Raw genomic sequence first — 23,833 nt, forward strand, 5'->3', positions numbered from 1 at the left:
GTACTATAATTACAATGGTTATCCGATATAGAATTACTATTTGTTATGAGGTTGTTATTATGAAGGATAAATACATCGTCTACTTTATCAGTAGAACGAAAGATAAAATGTTACACTTTATTGAAAAGCAACTACAGGAAAATCAATTAAATGATTTGATTCCGTCTCATGGTAATATTCTTACCGCCCTTTATGAAAATCATGATAAGCTAACCATGAAGCAAATAGCCAAAACAATCGGAAAGGACAAATCAACGATAACACCATTAGTAAATAAGCTAATGGATTTAGGCTATATCACAAGAGAAAAGAATGAAATTGATAAAAGAGTTACGTATATCATGCTAACGGAGAAGGGCAAGCAAATGCAGGCAAAGTTCAGTGAAATCTCAAGTAAGGTGTATCAGACGGCCTATAAGGGGTTTTCTGTTGATGAACAGGAAGTTTTTTTACGTTTGTTAAAGAAATTAAATAATAATTTTGATTCGGTTTAGTATTTACCGAACGGATAAAAAATAACTCCAGTGAAGCTGAAAACTTGCTGGAGTTTTTTCATTGTAGCCATGTAATCTAGCAGTGGGTTGATGAGATCTTGTTCGCTTAGTTTTAAGAGCTGATAATACTGCCGTCAACTCCGATAATTACAAAGTCAAAGGGAATGGACTTGCCGCTGTTTTCTAATGCTTCCCGGGCAGCATTGACCAAGCCGCTGCAGCAAGGCTTTTCCATTCGCAATACGGTGATGCAGCTGATGGTATTAGATTGGAAGATTTCTTTGAGCTTGTCGGCATAATTTCCCTCATCCAGCTTTGGGCAGCCAATAAGGGTAATCTTATCACGCATAAAATCATGATGAATATTAGCATAGGCATATGCTGTACAATCTGCAGCAATCAAAACATGAGCATTTTGAAAATAACTTGCAGTAGTAGGAATGAGTTTGATCTGACAAGGCCATTGCTGCAATTGGGATTGTGGAATGATTGTCGGCTCTAGCAGTTGACTGTTAATTTTTTTCCTTTCAATTCGATTAGAGTGGCTTCCCGGGCATTGAAATTTTGTATTTGCTGGAGTACTTGCAGGAGCAGCTGTAACGGGTTGTTCTTCCAGGGTAATTGCCCCATTAGGGCAAGCTGGCAGGCAGATCCCCAGACCGTCGCATTGGGAAGCTGAAATCAATTTGGCTTTACCATTGACTAATTGCAAAGCACCTTCATGACAGGTTTGGGTGCAAATTCCGCATCCGGTGCATTTTTCTTCATCGATTTTACTCACTTTTCGAAGTTGCATCATAATTTCCTCCTAAGGGATATTCATTGAATTCTTATACCTAACTGTAATACAATAGAGATAAAAAATCGGTAGCTATAGCTACCGAGAGTGAGGTGCCCGTCATTTGGATGCAAATATAGTAAAAATTCTGGTTTCATCGCCAATTTTTCATGATATTTCACCGAGTCAACTAGATATCATGTTAGAATGTTTAAAACCTAAAATCAATACCTTTAGCAAAAACAGCTATATTGCAGTCCAGGGTGAGCCTTATACCGGTTTGGGCATCTTGCTTTCAGGAGAGGCATCGATCATCAAAGAAAGTGCGTCAGGCAGCCGCGTTATCATGACAGTGATTCGCCCGGGCGATCTATTTGGAGAAATGATCGCGTTCTCACCAAGAAAACATTGGCCGGCATCAGTTTTTGCTCAGAGTACATGCTCGGTGATGTTTTTACCCCCTGAGAAAATAATCGGTGAGTGTACTCATGTTTGTGGAGGGTACAAGCAACTGATTAAAAATATGCTGGTGCTTTTATCAACGAAGGCACTGATGCTGAATCAAAGAGTGGAATACTTGGCGATAAAAGGTATGCGGGAGAAAATAAGCATTTATCTTCTGGAGCAATATAAGATCAATCAAAAACATACCTTTATTTTACCATTAAAACGTAATGAATTAGCTGATTTTCTCAGCGTTTCCCGAACAGCGCTTTCCCGCGAACTAGGTCGTATGCGGGATGAAGGGATTATCGAATTTTATCGTACATCGGTTAAAATTAATAATCTTGCCATGTTAAGACGAGGCGCTGAGTGACTCCAGCGTAACTATAGCAATAACCCTCTAAAGCAGAAGGAATGTTCACTGCTTTAGAGGGTTATTGCTATAGTATAATCGATAGTAATAGATTGGCTACTTAGATATACTTCAATAGATGGTCGCTGCATTGTAATGAATTAGGATGTTTGACGATGATTGCGAAATTCTAAAGGAGTGTGCTTCATAAATTTTTTAAACATTACATTATAATAGTTTTGATTATTGAAACCCACGGAAAGAGCAATGTCCAGGACAGATAAATTTTTCTTTAATAGCAGTTCCTTGCTTTTCTCAATCCGGATCTCATTGAGGTACTGAGAGAAGTTTTTCCCTGTTTCTTTTTTAAACAAGCTGCAAAGATAATATTTGCTGATATTCAGGTGCGCCGCAATATCCGATAGTTTGATGGTTTCATGGTAGCGCGCATTTAGGTAATCAATGGATTTTTTGACATAGGTACTATAAGGCATGTCGTTAAATTTCTTGATTTTTTGCTTCAAATACGCACTATCTGCTGCTATAGTGCCCAGCAATGTAATTAAGTACGGGATACAATAAGCTGGCTTGTATACGATGTCGAAAGGGTTGACCGCTTCTAAAGTGGTGTAAGGACCTAGGATGTGAAAGCCCCAATTGATGTTTTTGCTGCAAACCCAGCAAGCGGTGAAAGAAATCGATTCCAAGCAGGAAATCGTAATAATGCAGTTTTCAGTTTTGGTGACAAGTTTTTGACGTACTTGCTCAAAAATGTCATGGTGTTCAAAAAAATCTTCCATCTCGCGATTATAGCCAGCGGAATAAATGAGATTTCCGTTGAAATCAAAGGTTCGAATGGGAAGATGAGTACACAAAAAGAATTTTGTATCGATTTGACGAATATGTTCTTGAACTAACATGCAGCATACCTCCAAAACATCCGATCGGACTCTTAAGTATCGTTAGGTCGTGATAACCATTATCAATTGTTGATTTTATTTATTGTATGCTTCTTTTCCTTGGTTGTCAATGAGATTTGATGAGTTGCCTCGGATTTGGCAAGACATTTATTTTCTGAAAATCACAATATTGTTATAAAAATCGTAATATTCTTCTAAGGAATTCATAGGAGAAATGCTATCTTTAATTGAGAAATAAAATCAGTGCAATTTTATGAAGGGAGCGAATATACGTTTCTTTCTTACTGAGATAAAGTAAGGAGCAATAACATGACAAGAAAAATGTGGATAGTAGTATTGGCGGTTGTAATCGCTGGCGGTCTCATTACAGGTATTTATGTCAATAAGACAGTACTATATCAAGCGAAATCGAGTGCGTCAGTTTCAGTAAAGGAGCGGTCAGGAGAAAAACGTCATTCGTATCTTGGAAAAGAATATGTTCTGCCTGGCAAGACTGATAAAATTGTAGTTACAGGTGCGCTGGAAGCGTTAGAGGATCTGTTAGTCTTAGGGGTAAATCCGGTTGGTGTTATGACGATTGGAGGGACGTTTCCGGCTCTGTTTGCAGATATTACGAAAGATGCAAAACCCATTGGAGAACGGATGCAGCCTAGCTTTGAAGCGATTTTGAAAATAAGACCGGATGTCATTTTGAGCAGCGACAAATTCCCTGCATCTACGGCAGAGCAATTGAAAAAAATTGCTCCGACCATCCCCATATCCCATTTTCCCATTGATGGGAAAGCCAACCTCCTCTTTCTTGGTGAATTGACTGGTAAAAGAGAGCAGGCAGAAGAAGTACTGCGAAAATATGAAAAGGATGCAGCAGCTGCCAAAACCCGGTTGCCAGAAGGCGTGAGGGATAAAAAAGTGGTAGCGGTACGAATTCGTGCGGGTAACATTGGTGTTTATCCAGCTGATGTATTTTTTAATGAAATATTGTATGGGGAATTAGGTTTGCCTGTTCCAGAGGAAATTAAAGCTGTCAAAGCACAAGAGGTCATTTCTTTAGAGAAGTTTAGTGAAATGGACCCAGACTATATCTTTTTGCAATATGCCGTACTTGAAAGTCCTGCTCAACCTAACGTATTAAATGACTTGCAGCAGAATCCGATATGGCGCAGTCTGAAAGCGGTAAAGAATAATAATGTATTTATTAATGTAGTTGACCCTTTGGTGCAAGGGGTAGCAATCGGCGGAAAAATTCAGTTTCTAAATGCCGCTATGGAAAAATTATCAATGAATGGTACAAAGTGAGGGGAACCAATGTATGTAAAACGTTATTTTCCTTATATGATTTTGCTGGCATCTCCAGTGTTAATCCTTTTGATGGCAGCTTTATCTATACTATATGGTGCAAAAGAGATTGATGTAATGACGATACAAAATGCCATATTTCAATTTGATCCCACCAATGTGGATCATCAGATTATTATGAGCTCCCGCCTGCCCAGAGTGATAGGAACGATGCTGATTGGCTGTGCTCTTAGTGTATCCGGGGCCCTGATGCAGGGAATTACCAGAAATTATCTAGCTTCTCCCGGAATTATGGGTATTAGTGATGGTTCAATTTTAGCTGTTACCTTAAGTATGATTTTGCTGCCCGAAGCCTCTGATTTGCAGCGGATCATATTTTCCTTTGCCGGGTCTGCTCTTGGGGCAGGGATTGTCTTTGGTTTGGGATCCATATTGCCTAATGGATTATCACCAGTAAGGCTGGCTATCTTAGGGACAATTATTGGAACATTTCTAAGCAGCTTTGCTTCTGCTTTAGCAATCTATTTTCAAATTTCTCAAAATATTGGCTTTTGGTATCATGCGCGTCTGCATCAGTTGCAGCTGGAGCAGGTAGGATTAGCGATTCCCTTTGTAGTAGCCGGAATGCTTGCGGCACTTCGAATTTCCAGGTCTGTTACCGTTCTTTCTTTGGGAGAGGAAGTGGCGGTCAGCCTAGGACAGCGGACTACTGTCGTTAAAGTCTTGGCAGCAGCAGCAGTCATGCTTTTGACAGGGAGTGCTGTGGCTTTAGCTGGCAAAATTGCTTTTGTAGGTCTGATTATTCCCCATATCGTTCGCTTCCTTGTAGGTGCTGATTATAAATGGGTCATACCTTGTTCAGGGGTGCTAGGTGCTATATTTTTGGCTTTATCTGATATAGTAAGCCGTTTCCTCAACTATCCCTTCGAGACTCCAGTTGGAGTTATCACCTCTTTGATTGGCGTGCCTTTCTTTCTTTATTTAGCCAGGAAAAAGGGGGGCAATACGTATGCTTAAATACAGTCAGGAGCGTTTTGTGGGCATCATGCTTACTGCTTTAGGGCTAATTGTAGCTGCTATTTATATAAGCCTTAGTTATGGAGTCTTTGATATTACTTTTGCTGAGGTCGTTAAGACGCTATTCAGCCAGGGTAATGGAGAATATGATATACTGATTTATCAATTTCGGCTGCCCAGGATTGTGATTGCCGGGTTGGTAGGGGCGGGTCTGGGAGTCGCCGGAGCTGTATTACAAGGTGTTTCCCGAAATGGATTGGCTGATCCTGGCATCTTAGGCATCAATGCTGGAGCGGGTCTTGCTATTGTTGTATTTATGTTCTTTTATCAGGGGAAACTTGCTGGAACAGATTGGCTTTCAATACTGGCTATGCCCTTTTTTGGTTTAATTGGAGGATTAGCTACTTCCGTTTTAGTGTATCTTCTTTCCTGGAAAAATGGGAGGCTGGATTCTCAGCGCTTTTTGTTAACGGGAATTGCTCTTGGTTCTGGTTTTGCGGCGCTTTCATTGTATATTACATTAAAAATGGATCCTACGGATTTTCACACCGCGACAGTTTGGAGCGTCGGCAGTCTGTTTCACGCCGATTGGCAATATAGTATCTCCATATTGCCATGGTTCTTATTTTTACTGCCTATTATTTTCTGGAAAGCCCATATTCTTGATTTGTTCCAACTTGAGGAAAGCAGCGTCAAAAGCCTAGGTGTTTCTGTAGGGAGAGAGCAGGTCATTTTATTGCTTTGCAGCACTGGGCTAGTTAGTGCTTGTGTTTCTGTGTCCGGGAGTATCGGGTTTGTAGGATTAATTGTTCCTCATTTAGCCAAATCTCTGACGGGTATTCGCCATCAGCAAATTATTCCTTTATGTGCAATGTTAGGCATGCTTCTTGTGATCGTGGCGGATTTTATCGCCAAAAACATCTTTGCACCGGCCGAAGTCGCTACAGGGACAATCGTATCCCTGATCGGAGTACCTTATTTTATTTATTTGTTATTTAGAAGTAAAGCCTAAGAGGATGTGTATGGATATGAGTATACTTAGAGCCGAAAAACTGCAGGCAGGCTATGAGCAGCGTACCGTTTTTCAGAATCTCAATTTTTCTGTAAAAGAAGGGAAGATCACCACAATTATTGGTCCTAATGGTTGTGGTAAATCAACACTATTGAAAACCATGGGACGGATTCTTAAACAAAAATCAGGAACCGTCTTTTTATATGACCAGGATTTAAGAAATCTTTCAACCCGGGAAATTGCTAAAAAACTCACACTTCTTCCCCAAAATCCAGTGGGGCCTAAAGAGTTGACCGTAGAAGAATTGATTACGTATGGGCGGTTCCCCCATCGCAATCAAGGACAAAAAAGTTCAATAGCGGATCAAAAGGCTATTGAATGGGCTATGAATATTACCAAAACGATTTCTTTTCGGCAGCGGGAGTTGGGCAGTTTATCAGGAGGAGAGCGACAAAAGGTATGGTTAGCGATGGCATTGGCACAGGAAACTGCAATTCTTCTATTGGATGAACCGACTACCTATTTGGATATGGTACATCAGTTAGAAGTGCTGAAGATTGTGCAGCAGTTAAATCGTCAAAGGAAATGCACTATTGTTATGGTGTTGCATGATATTAACCACGCAGCCCGTTTTTCTCATGAGATTGTTGCTATGAAGGAGGGGCATGTCATTGCGTTGGGTAGTCCTCAGGAAATGATCACACCAGAAGTATTGAAACAAGTTTTTTGTATCGATGCTAGGGTGATGCTTGATCCTCGGGATGGGGTACCTGTTTGCTTTAGTTATGATAATCTGCAGACAGAGAAGGAAACGGTAGGAGGAGAGGAATGACGGGAACGCTGATTCTTAGTACTTTTATGAGCAGTGAAATCTGTATTTACCTGCCACCATCCTATGATATGCATCAAAAGCATTTTCCTGTTGTTTATTTGCATGATGGCGGTTATCTGTTTCGCGACTGTTTGAGTGAGTTAGAAGAAATGATGTTTGCAAAAGAACTGAGGGAGTTTATCTTTGTAGGCATTAAACCGGATAACCGCAATGATGAGTATAGTCCTTGGTTTGCAAAGGCGGTAACAGCAGGATTTTCGGACTTTGGCGGTAGGGGATCTCAGTATCTTGCTTTTTTGGCAAATGAGCTAAAACCGTACATAGATGAGAAGTATCGTACAATGAAGAAGCCGGAAAATACAGCAATTGCAGGTGCATCCTTTGGAGGATTGATCTCGATGTACGCGGCGTACCTGTATCCCGGGATTTTTGGCAGGATTGCCTCAATCTCAGGCTCTTTTTGGTATACGGGATTTATTGATTTTATGCGTTCCTCAGATGTTGTACATCTCGGACGCAGGATTTACATGGACGTTGGATCGTTAGAAGGGAAGAGAAAAAATAACGAGCAAAGAAGCATGGTCGCAAAAAATCAAGAAGCGTATGAAATTTTATTAGATAAAGGGTTTCTTAAGGAGCAATGTCAATTTCTTACCCACGAGGGAGAGGATCATGGACACTCCTTTTTTCTGAAGCGTTTCCCAACTGCATTACAATGGTTATTTCCCATGAAGATGACCAGGTGATCTAGAAGATAGAGCACCTGGTCATCTTATTATTATTTTAAAGTAGATCTATTTACTTCAGCAGATACATACGTTTTTAGCTGTTTTGAAAGGCGTATATCGATTTTCTTAAGAAAGTAAATAGCTTTTCTTCTGCTATGCCAAAGGTGCTTTTTTCAGAGCTGCGCAAAAATCCTACGTCTAGTTCCAGATCCAAATTTTGTACCATTTTTACTACAGTACCAGCAGGAGCTGGTGTTACAGTAACTGCTGGTACTAGGGCAATGCCATGATTGGCTTGAACATAATACTTAAGGGCAGCTAAACTGTTGATTTCAAGTGTTGAGTAAGAAGTGCCTATTTTTTGTAGTAGTATCGATAATTTTTTTCGAAAAACACATTCGCGGGAGGTAACTAAGAATCGCTCTCCTTTTAAATCCTGTATTGTGATGTCTTGCTTTATTGCAAGGGGATTCATGGAAGGAACCAGCAATACAAGGGGTTCCGAAAATAAAGGGTCAAACATTAATCCAGAGCTGGTTGCTGGTACGGAAGAAATAGCAAAGTCGATTTCGCCTTTTAGAGTGAGTTCCGTCAAGGTGCACGTATTTCCAATTTGAATGGATATTTGTACTTTGGGATATTGTTCCATAAAAGCAGCTAGAATGTTAGGCAATCGGAAGCTTGCTGTAGGTTCGATAGCACCTAATAAAATGGAACCGGATTCTCCGAGAGTGATATCACTCATAGTATCTTGTAAGTGATCGACATCTCGTAGGATATGGGCGGATTGTTCGCTGCAAATTCTTCCGGCTTCTGTCAGACGGAAGCTTTTCCCACGTTCAAATAAGATTACTCCTAAATCTCGCTCTAACTTTTGAATTTGCATCGTTACGGTAGATTGTGCATAGCGAAGCTCTTGAGCCGCTTGTTGGAAACTGCCTAATTTTACAATTGTTAGAAATGTTTTGAGTCCTCGTAGGTCCATAGTTATTATCACTCCAATAATTGATAGTTCAATAATATTGATATAATGATTCTTATATTTCAATTATACAGAATTAAGGAGATGTAGTACAATGAAATTAGAAAATTAATAGTATCTCATCTGCGTTGAAAAGATAGATAATTTAGCGAGGCGTTTTTAACCTGCAAAGCGGAAGAATCGTGCAGATCGGGAATCTGTAAGGCGATGCCAATGAAGCAGGACGGAAAAAGGCTGCTAAAGTAGCAGAACTTTTAATGCAGATGAGGTACTAGTCATTGGGTTATTTAAAGCATTGGAAAGGGCTGCAAAATGACCATTATTTTAGATGGCGCCATGAGCTAGGTGTGGAGGAATGATGTATGACAGGAATAACGTTACAGAGGATTCAAGATGCTGCAAGTGCTTTTATAAAGGATAGTCCACTGAACACGATTGCAGAGTTAGATTCGCTGCAGCTTTTTGATGCGCCGCTGATAGCAGCAGCGGATGCCTATGATCCATTATTTACAAAGCTAAAGGAGAATGAAGTTGTTGGCCCGCAGCACCGAATGCCCCAGGAGTGGTTAGAAGGTGCCAAGTCTGTTATATCTTATTTTTTGCCCTTGACGAAAAGAGTCCGTGAAGCAAATCGAAAACCAGGGGTGGCTGCTCGGGAATGGATGTATGGACGCTATGAAGGAGAGCAATTCAATAACTCTTTAAGTAATTATCTAGTAGCGTTTTTAGAAAATGCAGGAATAAAAGCTGTTGTTCCCGTTATGGATCCTCGTTTTAGTGTGGTCAATCGCCGCAGTAATTGGTCAGAACGCCATATTGCATTTATAGCTGGTCTAGGAACCTTTAGTCTGAATCGATCATTAATTACAGCTCGTGGTTCTGCAGGTAGGATTGGCAGTATCATTGTAGATGCTGCTATTGATGCTACTGAGCGCCAGTATACTGAATTTGATGAACATTGCACAAAATGCGGTGCTTGTATCCTGCGCTGCCCCCCTTTTGCGATCAATGAGCAAGGCAAGGATAATGCGGTTTGTTCTGATTACCTTGGTCGCGTATTGGCGCGCTATCGTCCCAGATACGGCTGTGGAAAATGCCAGACCGCTGTACCTTGTGAAGCCTGTATTCCTCATGTACAAGGAAATACTTTGTCTATAAACAGATAATAAATCAAATAGCACTATGAATGGCAAATCCTAAATATGGATCCTCACCAGAAAGTACGCTTGACGTTCTGTCGTTGCGAGCGGAGCGCGACAATCTCCAATAGCAAGCTGGGAGGCAGTAGAGATTACCATGTCAGCTGTCGCCTCCTCGCAATGACAATATTGTCAAGTAGACATTTTGGTGTTGAGCAAAAATATATAGCTTTATAAAAAAAATCAATGAATTGCTTTTTGCAGTTTGTTGATTTTTTAGTTTAATTGTATATAGTCAAATGCAGTTCAAAGAAATCCTTTCGATATAAATGTAGGATAGGAAAAAGCTGTACCTTCTCACGAGGGGTTAGGAGTGAGCATAATGAGAATTAATAGCGCTATTGCGGATACGAATAAGGCTGCAAGTCAAAAAGATAATGTGACAAAGAAGAAGCCGCTATCACTTGTTTCTAATATAGAGACAAGTTCCTCAACATATGAAGATGCTGCCAAGGTGGAAATGTCTGAAGGTACAAAAAATAAGACAAGCCTACCAGCGAAAACGTTGGAAAATATACAAAACGGTGTTTCTTTGCTGCAAGCTGCGGATCAAGATTTAGATAAAATTCGTAGTATGCTTGAACGAGGAAAAGAATTAGCGGCTCAAGCGGCTACTTCTCAGGATGCAGCGGAAAAGGAAAGGCTTCAAAATGAAATTAATAATATAAATCATGAGATTGACAACTATAAAACTACTTACTCATCAGATCCAAACAATGAAGAGATTATGACTGCCTTAAAGAGTGACTGGTTAGAAGTAGCAGAAGACGTTATTCAGGAGCGTTACGGGCTAGTCGGTGATGGAGCAGAATTGCAAATCGTACTGGATGAAGATTCTGTACCTTATCTTGCTGCGATCATGTACAACTACGATAAAGATGGCAAAGCAATTAATCAGACCATGCATATTGCAGTTAAGAGTGCACTTCCAGCTGCTTTGCCTAATGGGGGAAGAGATCCTGGACAGTATGATGATCGTGTGGTTACTCATGAGATGGTTCATGTGCTTATGGGGAGGACGATGAACTTTCAAGCGATGCCTAACTGGTTCAAAGAAGGAACTGCGGAATTCATCCATGGCCCTAATGAGAGGGTGGCTCTTGATTTGAAGCGTAGTGGTGGTGGAATGAAGGGCGCGACAGCACTCCAAGATGCTTTGGGTGATGGTACCAATAGTTCCTGGGAAAATACGAGTTTACATTATTCTGCAGCATCCATGGCAGTACGTTATTTACATACGAAAATAAAAGAAGATGGCTATAGCGGCGGCATAAAAGACTTGATGACGGACCTAAAGTCCAATCCAACGGAAAGCCTTGATCAGGCTTTGAACCATGTCTCTCGATATTCAAATGTGAAAGCATTTGTTAATGATTATGTTAAAAATGGGAATGGGGCTGCATTTATCCATAATCTTGATGCAGCAGGTGAATTTAGAGCCTCTCTAGCTGGAGGAGATACTGGTGCTATAGGAGGTTCTACCGTTGATGGTGGTCCCGTTCAGACGGCAGAATCGGTAATTCCTGATATCAACCATCCAACGGAGACACCACTGGAAAACTTCCGTGTTATCTGGCCAACTCGCAGGGAAGATCCAATTCCATATCAAGCAAATAAAGCTGCTACGATTCAGAGTAGTACGGGAAATTACACACCTTTAAAAGTGGATAGCCATGTTCTTGGTACAGATCAAATCGATCTTGTTAATCATTCTGATACAGCTAGCGCACTTTTTGATAAGGCCATATCTTATATTACCGATAAGCAAGCACAGCTTGGTGAGATTAAAAATAATTTAAGTAATCAAGAAAGTATCGTAGTTGAAAATGCAAATTCTTCAGCGATAACGGATTCTAATAGAGCCGAAAAAGAAGTGGAGCAAGTAAAGGCCAGTCTGGAGGGGACAAACGCTAACAATGCGTCGAAGATAGCCAGATTACAGCCTGAGAGAGTATTACAATTGCTGAAAACTAGTTAAAAATGGGTATACAGATAAACTCCTGCAAGGATAATCCTGCAGGAGTTTATCTATAAAGTGTGAAATAGAATAGAAACAGAGATGTTCTAGCAAAATAAGATTACATATGAGGCCGTTACATAATAGGAGGAGATACATATGACATTGCCATTACGAATTATTTTTGATTTTTCTTGCCCATACTGTTACATTGCGTGGGGATATGTACAAAAGTTAAAGGAAACAGTTGATCTGGCGGTTAACTGGATTGGCTGGGAAATACATCCTGATCTTCCAAAGGACGGCCGGATGATTCAAGATGTCGTGCCAGGTATTGTATTAAGCGAAAGGGTTGAGAAACTGAATGGCCTTGGTAAGCCGGCTGGTATTGTTCCGGGAAATAAGCTGTTTGTACCGAATACACGGTTGGCCTTGCAAGGCTTGGAATTTGCTCGTGACAATGGCAAGATGCAGGAATGGGTTGCTGAGGTTTATAAAACCAGCTATGTGTTAGATAAAAATATCGGTGATATACAGGTACTAATCGATATTGCTCGTCAGATTGGCCTGGATGCAGCGGCATTTGAGCAGGCAGTTGCAAGTGAACGTTATCTTCCAATATTGCTTGAGACTGATCAGGAATGTATGGACAAGCAGCTGGAATGGGTTCCGACTATCTTTAGTGGGCCGGAAAAGGTATTAGAAGGGGCCCTAACTTACGAGATTTTTGAAAAGGCACTAGTGGATCTAAGTCAATTGCAGCAATGATAAGGATCTATAATAATTTCGATAGAGATACATGAAAAGACCGTTTGAAAATGTAAAAATGAAGGTGAATTATGAAAGTTGCTATATTAGTCAGAGAAGAAACCATGAAGCGTTGTACTGGAAAAGGATGCCTAAATGCTTTTTTTCAGAAAAAGGATGCATTTGCCGGCTACAAGGACGATGTTGAGCTGATCACCTTTTCTCATGCCGACGGCGATATTGACCATAAGATTGAAACAATGATCAAAAATGGTGTGGATGTGGTACATTTGTCTACCTGTATGAGGGGAAAAGCCGCTAATTATGAGGTACTGGCAAAGCGCCTGAGTGAGCACTTTGATGTCGTTGGATATACTCATGGATCAGAAGAAGGAAAGGGACAAAAAACCATTATTATAAAGAAAGCTGCTAAGTAAAGAAAATATAAAATATTTATTTATTTCCTATCTTCGCTGCGGGCAGCAACGTTGCTCCTTTGCAGTTTTATTTTAGTTTATGTGGATAAAGCTTTTGACAATCTCACAGTTTTCTGATAGGATAAACCAATTGTATTTGGAATCCTGTTTTTGTTGTATGGGGGGGATGGCTGTGAAGCAGTTGTCATTATTTAAATTAGCCTGGCCGATATTCTTGGAATTATTTCTGATTACATTGGTCGGATTTGTAAATGTATTTATATTAAGCAAGTATGATAGTGTTGCTGCAGCAGCTGTGGAAGCGACGATTCAAATTTTATGGAATTTTCTTTTGCTATTTGCTATCATTTCCATGGGCACCTCAGTTTTAGTAGCCCAGAATGTAGGGGCGAAGCGGCCCGAAGAAATTGATAAAGTTGCTGCTGTATCGCTGCTGTTTAATGCGATTTTGGGCGGGTTGGCCAGTCTGGTGCTAGTCATCGGTGGAAAACAGATGTTGATGTTTATGGGAATTGCTGATAATTTATTATCCTACGCTCATACCTACTTGCTCTTAGCAGGTGGTTTTATTTTTTTTGATGCGATGCTTTCGTCGGCTGATGCTATACTGAAAGGATTTGGGAAAACAAAGCAGTGTCTTGTGATTACTGCTTTAATGAATATTTTAAATTTGATTGGATCTGTTGTATTGGGACTTGGAGTGACTGGAATTCCGGCGATGGGAGTTTATGGTGTTGGAATTGCAGCTGTTTTCAGTAAAGGAATTGCTGTGTGCTTTGCTTTGCTATATTTATTTACTAAACTGCTCAAACTTAATATTCTGCGTCATTTAGTTCAATTTCCTAAATCTCAGTTGAAACAATTATTGAAGATTGGCTTTCCGGCTGCAATGGAAAACATGTCTTATAACATGAGTCAGACAGTGCTGATGACGATCATTATTGTCCACCTGGGTGCCGATGCGTATATTACACGCACATATGCCTGGTCCATTATAAAAATGGCTTTTTTATTCTCCTTGGCCATTGGGCAAGCCAATATTATTATGATCGGACAATTAGTAGGAGCTAAGAAATTTGATGAAGCTGAGAAGGCTGGAATGCAAAATTTCTTGATTGCCTTTGGGTCGGCATGGATCATTGGTGGGATGTTATTCTTATTTAGGTATCAACTCATTGGAATCTTCACCACGGATACGAAGATTATCGCTCTTGGTGCTCTGATTTTTGCAATTGATGCTCTTTTAGAGCCGGGGCGAACATTTAATATTGTTTTTATTTATGGCCTGCGGGGAGCTGGAGACGTCAATTTTCCAGTTCTGGTTGCCATACTTTCTATGTGGTCTGTTACTATCGGGCTAGGTTACTATATGGGAGTTATTTTAGGATTTGGTTTGCCGGCGATTTGGGCTCTAATGCTTGTCGATGAATGGCTGCGGGGAATGTGTATGTTATGGCGCTGGAAAAGCGGTGTATGGAAAACCAAGGTCATGGTATAAGGAACTTTGCGGTATTTTCCAGCTTCAGCAAAGACTTTTTTGATGAACTGCCGAATTCGGTCGTATATTTCCAATAACGTTTTGGCATATGACCCATACGGCATTTGGGGTTATGACGACCCTGTATTTCGATGGTATCGTAGAAGAGCTGCCATAGTGCTCTATAGGATTGTTCCTGTTCATCTGGTTCAGGCAGTTCAAGATCGTCAATGGGAATAATGGCTGACTGGTAAGGATGATAAACTAGTGCCATGCCATGAGTTTTATCATAAATTAAAAAACGCTCTTCTGGATAACGTTCGCAAAAATGCTGGGTCATCAGCGGCAGCACGCAATTTTTGGGCTCAATTTCAGCGACCAGAACATTGCTGAAAATGGAGAAGCGTACAAATCCTTTCAGCAGGTGGCTTTCATTATCCAAATGTTTCACAGCCTTAAAGAGGGTATGGACTGCATCATCAGCCAGCATATCCATTACGGAACGCCCATGGCGATACCCCAAACGCAGGAATAGAAGGATGTACAGCTCTTTTTTAGGAGCACAGGTTAAGAATGCGCGCTGTATAAAATTTAGGGCATCAAATCCCATTTTTTCTGGGATGGACGCCAGCACTCGATTTGCCTTTTGAACATCGGTCCTAATTTCTTTAGCGGCAAAGAGCAACGTCTGAGAGATATCCGGCAGAATGATTTCTGTCGGAATTTCTTTTTTATCATAGCTCTCAAATACGCAGCAGAGCAGTCCATCAAAGCTTCCGTCATAACGATAAATCAGAGTGAATTGGTCAAGCATCTTTGATGATCCTCCTGTGGAAATCCAGATAGTATCATGGGTGGCTGTTCGAAAAGAGAGAGCTGCTCGGCTTGGGATTGAAGTGGGAAACTCTGGTGATACATACCCAATGTTTTTTCCGACATTAAAGATCGTAGTACTTTATCCTGGGAGATTTTTAAGCTGCCTATGACTTTACCGCCACAGTTAATAAAATACTGTGCCCGCTTTAGTACAACTCCTAGTTTCTTAAGATCATTGAATTGGAGAGTAGCTGTGCGGCGGGCAATTACAATTCGTCTGGCACTATTGACGCCAATGCCCGGCACTCGCAGCAAGTCAGTATAGGATGCCCGGTTCACATTCATAGGAAAGAAATCCATATGATGGAGTGCCCAGTTGCATTTCGGATCTAAATAAGGATTGAAGCTTTGATGATGCTCATCCAGAAGCTCATTTGCCGTGAAACCGTAAAAACGAAGCAGCCAGTCGGCTTGATAAAGCCTATGCTCGCGCCAAAGAGGCGGAGTTGTATCTAAAGTGGGCAGCAGGTCGTTCTCGGCCACGGGCATGTAGGCAGAAAAAAACACCCGCTTTAATTTATATTTTTTATAAAGACCTTCTGTTAAATTTAAAATCTGAAAATCAGTGTCTGGCGTAGCACCGATAATCATTTGAGTACTCTGACCGGCAGGAACAAACTTTGGTGCATGACGATATTTTATGATATCCGTGGAATTTTCTTGAATGCGATTTTGAATGTATTTCATAGGCGCTAAAATAGAATGCTTTGACTTGTCGGGGGCCAGCATCTGGAGACTGCTCTGGGAAGGGAGTTCAATATTTACACTCATACGATCAGTTAACATGCCTAACTGGGCAATGAGACCGCTGTCAGTGCCAGGAATGGCTTTTGCATGGATGTATCCAAAAAATCGATATTCCTCTCGCAGGATGCGCAGTGCCTCAATCATCTGCTCGGTGGTATAGTCAGGATTTTTTAACACGCCAGAACTCAAAAAAAGTCCTTCAATATAATTGCGTCGATAAAAATTGATGGTTAGTTCTGCCAATTCCCGTGGTGTAAATGACGCTCTAGGAGTATCATTTGACTTACGGTTTACACAATACTTACAATCATATGCACATGCATTGGTCATCAGTACCTTTAATAGTGAGATGCAACGCCCATCTCCTGAGAAGCTGTGGCAGATACCGCTGGCCGCTGCATTGCCAATTCCTCCGGCAGCTGCCTTTTTGTTCACTCCGCTAGAGGTACAGGCAACATCATATTTAGCTGCATCGGTCAAAATTTTCAGCTTATCAAAAACATCCATGTGTATTAGCTCCTTTATGTGTCTTCATTACATTGTAGAACATATGTTCGATTTTTGCAAAGGAATTTTTGACCATTTAAATAGGTTCTATTCTGTGCTTTTTTATTACGAGCTGAATATATTACCATGTAAAGACTTGATATGGAGTGATTTGCATGGGATATTTTATTGAAGTCGAACCAAACGTAAACCTTTATGTAGAAGATGTCAATCCAGGAAGCTGTAAGACTATTGTATTTATACATGGTTGGCCAGCGAATCATAGAATGTTCGAATATCAATTTGACCAGCTTCCAGCTATGGGATATCGCTGTATCGGAATTGATCTTAGAGGATTCGGCAATTCGGATAAGCCTTGGAGAGGCTATGACTACGATCAGTCAGCAGATGATATTCGATGTGTGGTTGATGCCCTTGGTTTAGAGAACTTTGTACTTGGAGGACATTCTACAGGGGGAGGCATTGTGATTCGCTACATGGCACGTCACAATGGCTATGGGGTAGCAAAGCTTGCTCTTTTTGCAGCTGCTGCTCCAAGTTTGATTCAACGTCCATATTTTCCTCATGGCTTAAGGAAAGAAGACGTAGACAAGATGATTCAAGATACACTAAATGATCGTCCTAAAATGCTTAGGGGCTTTGGGGATATGTTTTTCTTTCAGTATGTATCCCAGCCTTTTTCAGATTGGTTCTTCCAGTTAGGACTACAAGCGGCTGGCTGGTCTACTGCTGCGGTTGCAAACTCGTGGCTAGATGAAGAAAGGCTCTTTGCCGATCTTGAAGCTATATGCGTTCCTACCTTAATTCTTCATGGTATTCATGATAGAGTATGTTTGTTTCCATTGGCTATTGCGCAGCATGAAGGAATTAAAAACTCTAAACTTGTGCCCTTCAAGTACAGCGGTCACGGACTGTTCTATGATCAGCGGGATAAATTCAATAAGGAATTAGTGCAATTTGTGGAGGAATAAAGTTGTTCAGAAAAAGATTGCGAAGAACATTATGAAAAGGGTTAATTATCAAAATGATAATTAACCCTTTTCCCAAATAAGACTTCAAAAATAGTTTATATAACTTTTGAAGTCCTATTTTTATGGTAAAAAGAGTAGTAAATCTTTAACTTTTCTACTTTAGATGCATATGTGAGAAAAAAGGGGTTAATTATCAAAATGATAATTTTTATCTTTTTGATAATTAAAAAGCAAAGTTTTTTTCTAAGATGCTGCTGTTAGAGGCTGATTTTACTGCGATAATATATTTTTTGAATCATGGCATGAAATTTGCAATTAGTAAAAGTGAGAAAAAGTATTAAAAGGAAGGTTGATATCGTGCTGGGAAAAATAAAGTGGGTTAACAATCTCATGGCTAATAATAGTGAATGTAAAGCATCTGTTAGATTCTTAAATAAACAGGAAATTTATAAAGCAAATCAATTTCATATGAGCTTTCCTGGTTATGAAAAGACACCCTTGCGAAGTCTCAGTCACTTAGCCCAACTATTAGGTGTTTCAGGAATTTATGTAAAAGATGAGTCCTATCGATTTGGTTTAAATGCATTTAAGGTTCTTGGCGGTTCTTATGCTATGGCAAGATATATGGCAGAGAAATTGCAGAAAGATATTAGTGAGCTGCCTTTTGGAGAAATAACTTCTCAGAGAATCAGAGCGCAATTAGGTGATGTTACATTTGCAACGACTACCGATGGCAATCATGGGCGTGGTGTGGCATGGACTGCCCGCCAGCTTGGGCAAAAATCAGTGGTATATATGCCTAAAGGTTCTTCTCCTCGAAGGCTTGAAAATATTAGGGCAGAGGGAGCGGAAGCAAAGATCACAGATTATAATTATGATGATACGGTTCGGATGATTGCAGAAGAATCAGTAGAAAAAGGCTGGATAATGGTTCAGGATACCGCCTGGCAGGGATATGAGGATATTCCTACTTGGATTATGCAGGGATATGGCACAATGGCAGCAGAAGCCCTAGAGCAGTTAAACGAAATTAAGATCCAGCAGCCTACACATATTTTCATACAGGCAGGAGTCGGCTCTTTAGCCGCTGCTGTACAAGGTTATTTTGCTTCTGTCTTTGCAGCAAGCAGACCTAAAACTGTTGTTGTGGAGGCTGACCAGGCAGATTGTTTATATAAGTCAGTGAAGGCTGGTGATGGCAAAGCTAGAATTGTTGGTGGCGATATGGCAACGATTATGGCAGGATTGGCTTGTGGTGAACCCAATACCATCGGCTGGAATGTGCTGCGTGATTACAGCGAAATGTTTATGTCTTGTCCTGATTGGGTTGCAGCAAAGGGAATGAGGATCTTGGCAAATCCTCTAGGCAGCGATTGGAAGGTGGTTTCGGGAGAATCTGGGGCGGTCACGACTGGCGCTTTGGTCGAACTCATGCAGAGTGAACAGCTAAAACAGGCACAAACAGCCTTGGGACTCAATAAAGACTCAATTGTGCTGCTGTTTAGTACAGAAGGTGATACAGACCCTGATCAATATCGTAGCATTGTTTGGGATGGAGCATATCCCAGTTATAAATAAAAGGAGTGAAATTTATGTTGAGCGAAGGCAGAAAAGAAGAATTAATTACACTTTGCAGTGAATTAGTCCAGCAGCAGAGCTATTCTGGTGAAGAAAATCATGTGGTGCAGCGAATTCGCAAGGCATTTCAAAAAATGGGGTTTGATGATTTTTGGGTGGATTGTTATGGAAATATTGTTGGTCATATTAAGGGAAAGCGACCAGGTAAACGGATTTTATTTGATGGTCATATTGATACGGTGCCTGTTCCCGATGATGGAAAATGGAAGCAAGCGCCTTTTGGTGGAATATTGAAAGATGGAAAAATTTACGGTCGAGGCGCATCAGACATGAAGGGGGCCGTCAGTGCCATGATTATGGCAGCAGGATACTTTGCAATGGATACAAAGCGGGATTTTGCCGGGGATATCTATATTGCTGGAGTAGTACATGAAGAGTGTTTTGAAGGGGTAGCTGCCCGTGAAGTAAGTGAGAGGGTGCAACCGGATTATGTAGTAATTGGGGAGGCCTCGGAACTGAATTTGAAAATAGGTCAGCGAGGGCGGGCAGAGATTGTAGTAGAAACCTATGGTAGACCTGCTCATTCTGCAAATCCACAGGCCGGAATTAATGCTGTATACAAGATGTCCAAACTAATTGACAGAATCAGAGAGCTTACCATGACCTTTCATCCTGTTTTAGGACAGGGTATTTTGGAGTTAACCGACATTAAATCATCACCCTATCCTGGAGCATCTGTAGTACCTGATTACTGCAGAGCAACCTATGACAGAAGACTGCTGGTTGGCGAAACGCGAGAATCTGTATTAAAACCAATATTGGATTTAATTGAAGAAATGAGTAGGGAAGATGCTGAGTTTAAAGGGACAGCCTCATATGCCGTTGGAGTTGAGAAATGTTATACGGGAACTAACATTGAGGGCGAGAGGTTCTTCCCAGGATGGTTATATGATGAAGAAGATCAATTTATCCAAGCTGCTTTAAAAGGCATAAAAACGATGGGTATAAGTCCTGCAGTTACTCAATATTCTTTTTGTACCAATGGCAGTCATTATGCTGGTGAAGCAGGAATTAAAACAATTGGCTTTGGACCTTCACGAGAAAACTTGGCTCATACAATCGATGAATATATTGAAGTCGAACAGTTAGTGAATGTAGCAAATGGCTACTATGGGATTTTGAAAGAAGTATTGAAGTAACAGGAGGTGCAATCTATGAAGATTCTTATTCAAAATGGTACCGTTATTGATGGAACAGGAGCGAAAGGATTTATAGGCAATGTAGCAATCGAAAATGATAGAATCACAGCAGTGGGAAAGACAAGCCTAAATGGATTTGACACCGTCATCGATGGGAAGGGGATGGTAGTTTGTCCGGGATTTATTGATACTCATAGTCATTCTGATCTCAAAATATTGCTTGACCCCTATGTGATACCTAAGATTCGTCAGGGAGTTACTACTGAAGTCTTAGGTCAGGATGGAATTTCCATGGCACCATTGCCCAAGCAGTATGTTAGTCCTTGGAGAAAAAATTTAGCAGGTCTTGATGGGGACAGCGATGATGTCGACTGGACCTATGAAACAACAGAGTGCTATCTGAAAATGATGGAAAAGATCGGAGTCGGTCTCAATGAAAGCTATCTTGTTCCTCACGGCAATATTCGCATGGAAGCTATAGGGCTGGATAATCGTTTGCCTACAGCAGACGAAATTCAAAAAATGTGTGAAATCACCAGACGAGAAATGGAAGCCGGTGCTTTTGGATTATCAACGGGGCTTATTTATATGCCTTGCGCTTACTCTGAGGCCAAGGAAATTGTTGAGATGTGCAAAGTTGTTGCTGAATATGATGGTGTCTTTGTTGTTCATCAGCGCAGTGAAGCAGATACCATTGTAGAATCAATGGAAGAAGTGATTCACATTGGGCGTCAGTCCGGAGTTAAAGTTCACTTTTCACACTTTAAGGTATGTGGCAGAAAGAACTGGGACTTGATTGATCAAGTTGTGGAGTTATTAGAAAACGCTCAGGCAGAAGGCATCAGGGTTTCTTTTGACCAGTACCCTTATGTAGCAGGAAGTACGATGTTAGGCGTTATTTTACCGCCCTGGGTACATGACGGCGGGACAGATAAGCTTCTCAAACGTCTGGAAGATGCTGATCTCAGAGAGAAAATGATTTATGATATTGAGTACGGTATACCAGGATGGGATAATTTTATAGATTTTGCTGGCTTAGATCAAATCTTTGTAACAAGTGTAAAAACAAAAGCAAATGCGGATTTAATTGGTAAGAATTTAATTGAAATTGGTCAAATCAGAGGAAAAGATGCCTATCAAGCTACCTTTGACTTGCTGCATGATGAAGAGAATGCCGTAGGTATGGTTGATTTTTATGGGACAGAAGAGCATGTCATTCGTTTTATGAAGAGACCTGAGCAAAATGTTTGTACCGATGGACTTTTGGGCGGGAAACCCCATCCGCGGGTATTTGGTTCTTTTCCCAGAGTATTAGGGAAATACGTAAGAGAGGATAAAGCCTTAACATTGGAGGAGGCAATTCAAAAGATGACCTCAAAGCCCGCAGAGGTATTTGGTTTTGTTGATCGCGGGGTGTTAAAAGCAGGAAATTTTGCTGATATTGTTGTTTTTAATCCGCTAACGATTATTGATAAAGGAACCTTTATTGATCCTGTTCAATACCCTGAAGGGATTGAGCACGTCATCATTAATGGAAACCCTGTAGTGCAAAATGGTGTGGAGGCCAAAACACTGGCAGGGAGAGTGATTAGAAAGAATGGTCAATCATAAAAACTGAATATTTTTAATTGATGCGCAAATGAGTAGTATAAGGGGGCAATTTTATGAAAACGGTTGTAAATACTGATAAAGCGCCAGGGGCAATTCTTAAAAGATTTAAATGATTTTCAGGCTGTGAATGAGATTTATGGTTTGTACTTTAAAGAGCAGGCTCCTGCTCGGGCATGTGTACAGGTAGTAAAGTTACCGAAGGATGTTATGGTTGAAATTGAAGGGATTGCTGTAATCTAAAAAACAAGTTGCAGTAAAAGAGGAGTAACGTAATAAATATAGGCAAGAATTTGCCCGCACAAAAATAGGGAGTGAAAGAGTATGAGTGAGTTAACGCAAGGCGGTTTTCGGTGGAAAGTCAGACACACGATTTTGTCGATTATTTGGGCAGGATGGTTGTTTTCGTTTCTAGATCGAATGGTCATTAGTATTGCTCTGCCTTTTATCGGCAAAGATCTCAATATTGATGCAACCATGCAAGGCGGAATTTTAAGTGCCTTCTTTGCTGGATATGCACTATTCCAGATACCTGGTGGAATGCTGGCGGATAAATTTGGCCCGAGAAAAATAATGTCGATTGCGATTGCATGGTTTTCTGTATTTACCACTCTTACTGGTTTTGTGAGTTCTTATTCTATTATGCTGTTTTGTCGTTTGGTTTTTGGCGTAGGGGAAGGCTGCTTTCCAGGCGCTTCATGGAAAATGATTGCAACTTACTTTCCACCGAAAGAAAGGGCGACCGCAACTGCGATACAATCATCTGTAAATACCCTGGGGCCTGCAGTTGCTTCCTTAGTTGCAGCTGGTATTATTGCAAGCTATGGCTGGCGTCACGTATTTATTTATCTTGGTTTTCCCGGTCTTTTGATTGCAGCGCTCATGTGGTACTACTTTAGAGATAATCCGGCAAAGCATCCCAAAATAACAAAAGAAGAATTGCAGGAATTGAATATTGATCAGGTGCAGGGAGGCCATGACACCAATAGCTCTGGTATAACCTTTAAAACATTCCTTACCAAGCCAATTCTTTGGCAGATGGTTTTAATTTGGTTCTTATTTGATATTACTTTCTGGGGCTTTGTTTCTTGGCTGCCGTCTTATCTAATGAAAGTCAGAGGATTTTCCCTCATTAAAACAGGTATTACCGGTTCCATACCATTTTTTGTTGGGACAGTTGGTATGTTAGTTGGTGGTTACTTATCTGACCGTATAAAAGGTCAGCGTAAATGGATGTTTATTCCCAATGCGCTTATCGCTGGATTTTTCTTATATTTAACATATTCTGTAGCTTCAGCAGATATGGTTATCCTGTATCAGAGTGTTTCCGCATTCTTTATGTTTTTAGCAATGTCAGCATTCTGGGGACTGGTTATGGATACGATTCCTCCTCATATTATGGGGTCCAGCTCAGGCACAGTAAATTTTGGCGGACAAGTTGCGGGATTTATTTCTCCTTTTATCATGGGCTATCTGATCGATGCAAATCAAGGTTCTTTTGATGAAGCGTTTATATTCCTGATCATAGCCATTATTGCTTCAGCAGCGGTTGCTTTCACAGTACAGCAAGAGCGTTCTGTATCTGAAGTAAAGGTATAATAAAAGTTTTGAACAAAGCAGCCGAGATTATTCTCGACTGCTTTGTGTGGGTAAAATTGCTCATTGAAAAATAGAT

At 40.7% G+C, this 23,833-nt stretch carries 23 protein-coding genes; 18 read left to right on the forward strand and 5 right to left on the reverse strand.

The genetic code is table 11. The features are described 5' to 3' along the window. The first annotated feature begins 59 nt into the window (after positions 1-59). A complete protein-coding gene (locus BMZ99_RS05330) occupies positions 60-494 on the forward strand; it encodes a MarR family winged helix-turn-helix transcriptional regulator (RefSeq protein WP_090933680.1) in 435 nt (144 codons plus the stop codon). 112 nt (positions 495-606) lie between these two features. Here BMZ99_RS05330 and BMZ99_RS05335 read toward each other — a convergent pair whose 3' ends face one another. After that, the gene (locus tag BMZ99_RS05335; protein WP_245754826.1) at positions 607-1,293 is read right to left on the reverse strand and encodes an ATP-binding protein; all 687 of its coding nucleotides are present in this window, start codon (positions 1,291-1,293) and stop codon (positions 607-609) included. A gap of 103 nt (positions 1,294-1,396) precedes the next feature. Here BMZ99_RS05335 and BMZ99_RS05340 point away from each other — a divergent pair, with 103 nt between their 5' ends. Further along, positions 1,397-2,089, forward strand: coding sequence for a Crp/Fnr family transcriptional regulator (locus BMZ99_RS05340; RefSeq protein ID WP_090933684.1), 693 nt, complete (start codon positions 1,397-1,399; stop codon positions 2,087-2,089). A gap of 140 nt (positions 2,090-2,229) precedes the next feature. On the opposite strand, the gene BMZ99_RS05345 is transcribed toward BMZ99_RS05340, so the two are convergent. Further along, entirely contained in the window at positions 2,230-2,988 is a 759-nt protein-coding gene (locus BMZ99_RS05345; RefSeq protein WP_090933686.1) for a helix-turn-helix domain-containing protein, read from the reverse strand. 309 nt (positions 2,989-3,297) lie between these two features. Here BMZ99_RS05345 and BMZ99_RS05350 point away from each other — a divergent pair, with 309 nt between their 5' ends. Genes BMZ99_RS05350 through BMZ99_RS05370 form a run of 5 tightly spaced genes read left to right on the forward strand, consistent with a single transcriptional unit; the run spans position 3,298 to position 7,891 of the window. Further along, the gene (locus BMZ99_RS05350) at positions 3,298-4,284 is read left to right on the forward strand and encodes an ABC transporter substrate-binding protein (RefSeq protein ID WP_090933688.1); all 987 of its coding nucleotides are present in this window, start codon (positions 3,298-3,300) and stop codon (positions 4,282-4,284) included. A 9-nt stretch (positions 4,285-4,293) separates the two neighbouring features. Beyond that, positions 4,294-5,301 (forward strand): FecCD family ABC transporter permease, encoded by a 1,008-nt coding sequence (locus BMZ99_RS05355; protein WP_090933690.1) that lies wholly within the window; start codon positions 4,294-4,296, stop codon positions 5,299-5,301. Continuing rightward, positions 5,294-6,313 (forward strand): FecCD family ABC transporter permease, encoded by a 1,020-nt coding sequence (locus BMZ99_RS05360; protein WP_090933691.1) that lies wholly within the window; start codon positions 5,294-5,296, stop codon positions 6,311-6,313. The genes BMZ99_RS05355 and BMZ99_RS05360 overlap by 8 nt, the downstream gene beginning before the upstream one ends. A gap of 16 nt (positions 6,314-6,329) precedes the next feature. Then, positions 6,330-7,145 carry an ABC transporter ATP-binding protein gene (locus tag BMZ99_RS05365; RefSeq protein WP_175490481.1) on the forward strand — a complete coding sequence of 272 codons (816 nt, stop codon included), beginning with the start codon at positions 6,330-6,332 and terminating at the stop codon, positions 7,143-7,145. After that, complete coding sequence (locus BMZ99_RS05370; protein ID WP_090933695.1) at positions 7,142-7,891, forward strand: alpha/beta hydrolase; 750 nt, start codon at positions 7,142-7,144, stop codon at positions 7,889-7,891. Before BMZ99_RS05365 ends, BMZ99_RS05370 begins: the two co-directional genes overlap by 4 nt. A 76-nt stretch (positions 7,892-7,967) precedes the next feature. Here BMZ99_RS05370 and BMZ99_RS05375 read toward each other — a convergent pair whose 3' ends face one another. Continuing rightward, on the reverse strand, positions 7,968-8,858 hold the full coding sequence (locus tag BMZ99_RS05375) for a LysR family transcriptional regulator (RefSeq protein ID WP_090933697.1): 891 nt from the start codon (positions 8,856-8,858) through the stop codon (positions 7,968-7,970). Positions 8,859-9,217: 359 nt separating this feature from the next. Between BMZ99_RS05375 and BMZ99_RS05380 the strand changes: the two genes are divergently transcribed. From BMZ99_RS05380 to BMZ99_RS05400, 5 genes are all read left to right on the forward strand, one after another. Beyond that, positions 9,218-10,021: an epoxyqueuosine reductase gene (locus BMZ99_RS05380; protein ID WP_090933699.1), complete on the forward strand. Its 804-nt coding sequence runs from the start codon at positions 9,218-9,220 to the stop codon at positions 10,019-10,021. A gap of 355 nt (positions 10,022-10,376) precedes the next feature. Continuing rightward, positions 10,377-12,032, forward strand: a complete 1,656-nt coding sequence (locus BMZ99_RS05385) for a flagellinolysin (protein ID WP_090933701.1) — start codon at positions 10,377-10,379, stop codon at positions 12,030-12,032. Positions 12,033-12,170: 138 nt separating this feature from the next. Further along, on the forward strand, positions 12,171-12,779 hold the full coding sequence (locus BMZ99_RS05390; RefSeq protein ID WP_090933703.1) for a DsbA family oxidoreductase: 609 nt from the start codon (positions 12,171-12,173) through the stop codon (positions 12,777-12,779). Between the two features lie 71 nt (positions 12,780-12,850). After that, entirely contained in the window at positions 12,851-13,195 is a 345-nt protein-coding gene (locus tag BMZ99_RS05395) for a CGGC domain-containing protein (RefSeq protein ID WP_090933705.1), read from the forward strand. A gap of 166 nt (positions 13,196-13,361) precedes the next feature. Beyond that, positions 13,362-14,693 carry an MATE family efflux transporter gene (locus tag BMZ99_RS05400; RefSeq protein WP_245754827.1) on the forward strand — a complete coding sequence of 444 codons (1,332 nt, stop codon included), beginning with the start codon at positions 13,362-13,364 and terminating at the stop codon, positions 14,691-14,693. On the opposite strand, the gene BMZ99_RS05405 is transcribed toward BMZ99_RS05400, so the two are convergent. Beyond that, the gene (locus tag BMZ99_RS05405) at positions 14,683-15,486 is read right to left on the reverse strand and encodes a TIGR03915 family putative DNA repair protein (protein WP_090933709.1); all 804 of its coding nucleotides are present in this window, start codon (positions 15,484-15,486) and stop codon (positions 14,683-14,685) included. The two genes, BMZ99_RS05400 and BMZ99_RS05405, sit on opposite strands and share 11 nt — an antisense overlap. Then, positions 15,465-16,802 carry a putative DNA modification/repair radical SAM protein gene (locus BMZ99_RS05410; RefSeq protein WP_090933712.1) on the reverse strand — a complete coding sequence of 446 codons (1,338 nt, stop codon included), beginning with the start codon at positions 16,800-16,802 and terminating at the stop codon, positions 15,465-15,467. Before BMZ99_RS05410 ends, BMZ99_RS05405 begins: the two co-directional genes overlap by 22 nt. A gap of 155 nt (positions 16,803-16,957) precedes the next feature. On the opposite strand from BMZ99_RS05410, the gene BMZ99_RS05415 reads away from it, so the two are divergent. The 6 genes from BMZ99_RS05415 (at position 16,958) to BMZ99_RS05440 (ending at position 23,757) form a co-directional block, all read left to right on the forward strand. Then, the gene (locus BMZ99_RS05415; RefSeq protein ID WP_090933714.1) at positions 16,958-17,773 is read left to right on the forward strand and encodes an alpha/beta fold hydrolase; all 816 of its coding nucleotides are present in this window, start codon (positions 16,958-16,960) and stop codon (positions 17,771-17,773) included. 324 nt (positions 17,774-18,097) lie between these two features. After that, a complete protein-coding gene (gene dpaL / locus BMZ99_RS05420) occupies positions 18,098-19,351 on the forward strand; it encodes a diaminopropionate ammonia-lyase (RefSeq protein ID WP_407670176.1) in 1,254 nt (417 codons plus the stop codon). A gap of 14 nt (positions 19,352-19,365) precedes the next feature. Further along, positions 19,366-20,550, forward strand: coding sequence for a YgeY family selenium metabolism-linked hydrolase (locus tag BMZ99_RS05425; protein ID WP_090933719.1), 1,185 nt, complete (start codon positions 19,366-19,368; stop codon positions 20,548-20,550). Between the two features lie 15 nt (positions 20,551-20,565). Then, positions 20,566-22,161, forward strand: a complete 1,596-nt coding sequence (locus BMZ99_RS05430; protein ID WP_090933721.1) for an N-acyl-D-amino-acid deacylase family protein — start codon at positions 20,566-20,568, stop codon at positions 22,159-22,161. Between the two features lie 75 nt (positions 22,162-22,236). Further along, complete coding sequence (locus tag BMZ99_RS05435) at positions 22,237-22,401, forward strand: Rid family hydrolase (RefSeq protein ID WP_281246753.1); 165 nt, start codon at positions 22,237-22,239, stop codon at positions 22,399-22,401. Positions 22,402-22,482: 81 nt separating this feature from the next. Continuing rightward, positions 22,483-23,757: an MFS transporter gene (locus BMZ99_RS05440; protein ID WP_090933725.1), complete on the forward strand. Its 1,275-nt coding sequence runs from the start codon at positions 22,483-22,485 to the stop codon at positions 23,755-23,757. Positions 23,758-23,833 lie beyond the last annotated feature (76 nt).

It is taken from the genome of Pelosinus propionicus DSM 13327 (assembly GCF_900114615.1).
Lineage (GTDB): Bacteria > Bacillota > Negativicutes > DSM-13327 > DSM-13327 > Pelosinus > Pelosinus propionicus.

Excerpts from the sequence above, each read along its gene's own strand:
- BMZ99_RS05330 (WP_090933680.1), top strand. The coding sequence starts at position 60 with ATGAAGGATAAATACATCGTCTACTTTATCAGTAGAACGAAAGATAAA.
- BMZ99_RS05415 (WP_090933714.1), top strand. The coding sequence starts at position 16,958 with ATGGGATATTTTATTGAAGTCGAACCAAACGTAAACCTTTATGTAGAA.
- BMZ99_RS05350 (WP_090933688.1), top strand. The coding sequence starts at position 3,298 with ATGACAAGAAAAATGTGGATAGTAGTATTGGCGGTTGTAATCGCTGGC.
- BMZ99_RS05380 (WP_090933699.1), top strand. The coding sequence starts at position 9,218 with ATGACAGGAATAACGTTACAGAGGATTCAAGATGCTGCAAGTGCTTTT.
- BMZ99_RS05430 (WP_090933721.1), top strand. The coding sequence starts at position 20,566 with ATGAAGATTCTTATTCAAAATGGTACCGTTATTGATGGAACAGGAGCG.
- BMZ99_RS05405 (WP_090933709.1), bottom strand. The coding sequence starts at position 15,486 with ATGCTTGACCAATTCACTCTGATTTATCGTTATGACGGAAGCTTTGAT.
- BMZ99_RS05440 (WP_090933725.1), top strand. The coding sequence starts at position 22,483 with ATGAGTGAGTTAACGCAAGGCGGTTTTCGGTGGAAAGTCAGACACACG.
- BMZ99_RS05375 (WP_090933697.1), bottom strand. The coding sequence starts at position 8,858 with ATGGACCTACGAGGACTCAAAACATTTCTAACAATTGTAAAATTAGGC.
- BMZ99_RS05425 (WP_090933719.1), top strand. The coding sequence starts at position 19,366 with ATGTTGAGCGAAGGCAGAAAAGAAGAATTAATTACACTTTGCAGTGAA.
- BMZ99_RS05400 (WP_245754827.1), top strand. The coding sequence starts at position 13,362 with ATGGCTGTGAAGCAGTTGTCATTATTTAAATTAGCCTGGCCGATATTC.
- BMZ99_RS05410 (WP_090933712.1), bottom strand. The coding sequence starts at position 16,802 with ATGGATGTTTTTGATAAGCTGAAAATTTTGACCGATGCAGCTAAATAT.
- BMZ99_RS05345 (WP_090933686.1), bottom strand. The coding sequence starts at position 2,988 with ATGTTAGTTCAAGAACATATTCGTCAAATCGATACAAAATTCTTTTTG.
- BMZ99_RS05355 (WP_090933690.1), top strand. The coding sequence starts at position 4,294 with ATGTATGTAAAACGTTATTTTCCTTATATGATTTTGCTGGCATCTCCA.
- BMZ99_RS05335 (WP_245754826.1), bottom strand. The coding sequence starts at position 1,293 with ATGATGCAACTTCGAAAAGTGAGTAAAATCGATGAAGAAAAATGCACC.
- BMZ99_RS05365 (WP_175490481.1), top strand. The coding sequence starts at position 6,330 with ATGAGTATACTTAGAGCCGAAAAACTGCAGGCAGGCTATGAGCAGCGT.
- BMZ99_RS05390 (WP_090933703.1), top strand. The coding sequence starts at position 12,171 with ATGACATTGCCATTACGAATTATTTTTGATTTTTCTTGCCCATACTGT.
- BMZ99_RS05360 (WP_090933691.1), top strand. The coding sequence starts at position 5,294 with ATGCTTAAATACAGTCAGGAGCGTTTTGTGGGCATCATGCTTACTGCT.
- BMZ99_RS05385 (WP_090933701.1), top strand. The coding sequence starts at position 10,377 with ATGAGAATTAATAGCGCTATTGCGGATACGAATAAGGCTGCAAGTCAA.
- BMZ99_RS05370 (WP_090933695.1), top strand. The coding sequence starts at position 7,142 with ATGACGGGAACGCTGATTCTTAGTACTTTTATGAGCAGTGAAATCTGT.
- BMZ99_RS05395 (WP_090933705.1), top strand. The coding sequence starts at position 12,851 with ATGAAAGTTGCTATATTAGTCAGAGAAGAAACCATGAAGCGTTGTACT.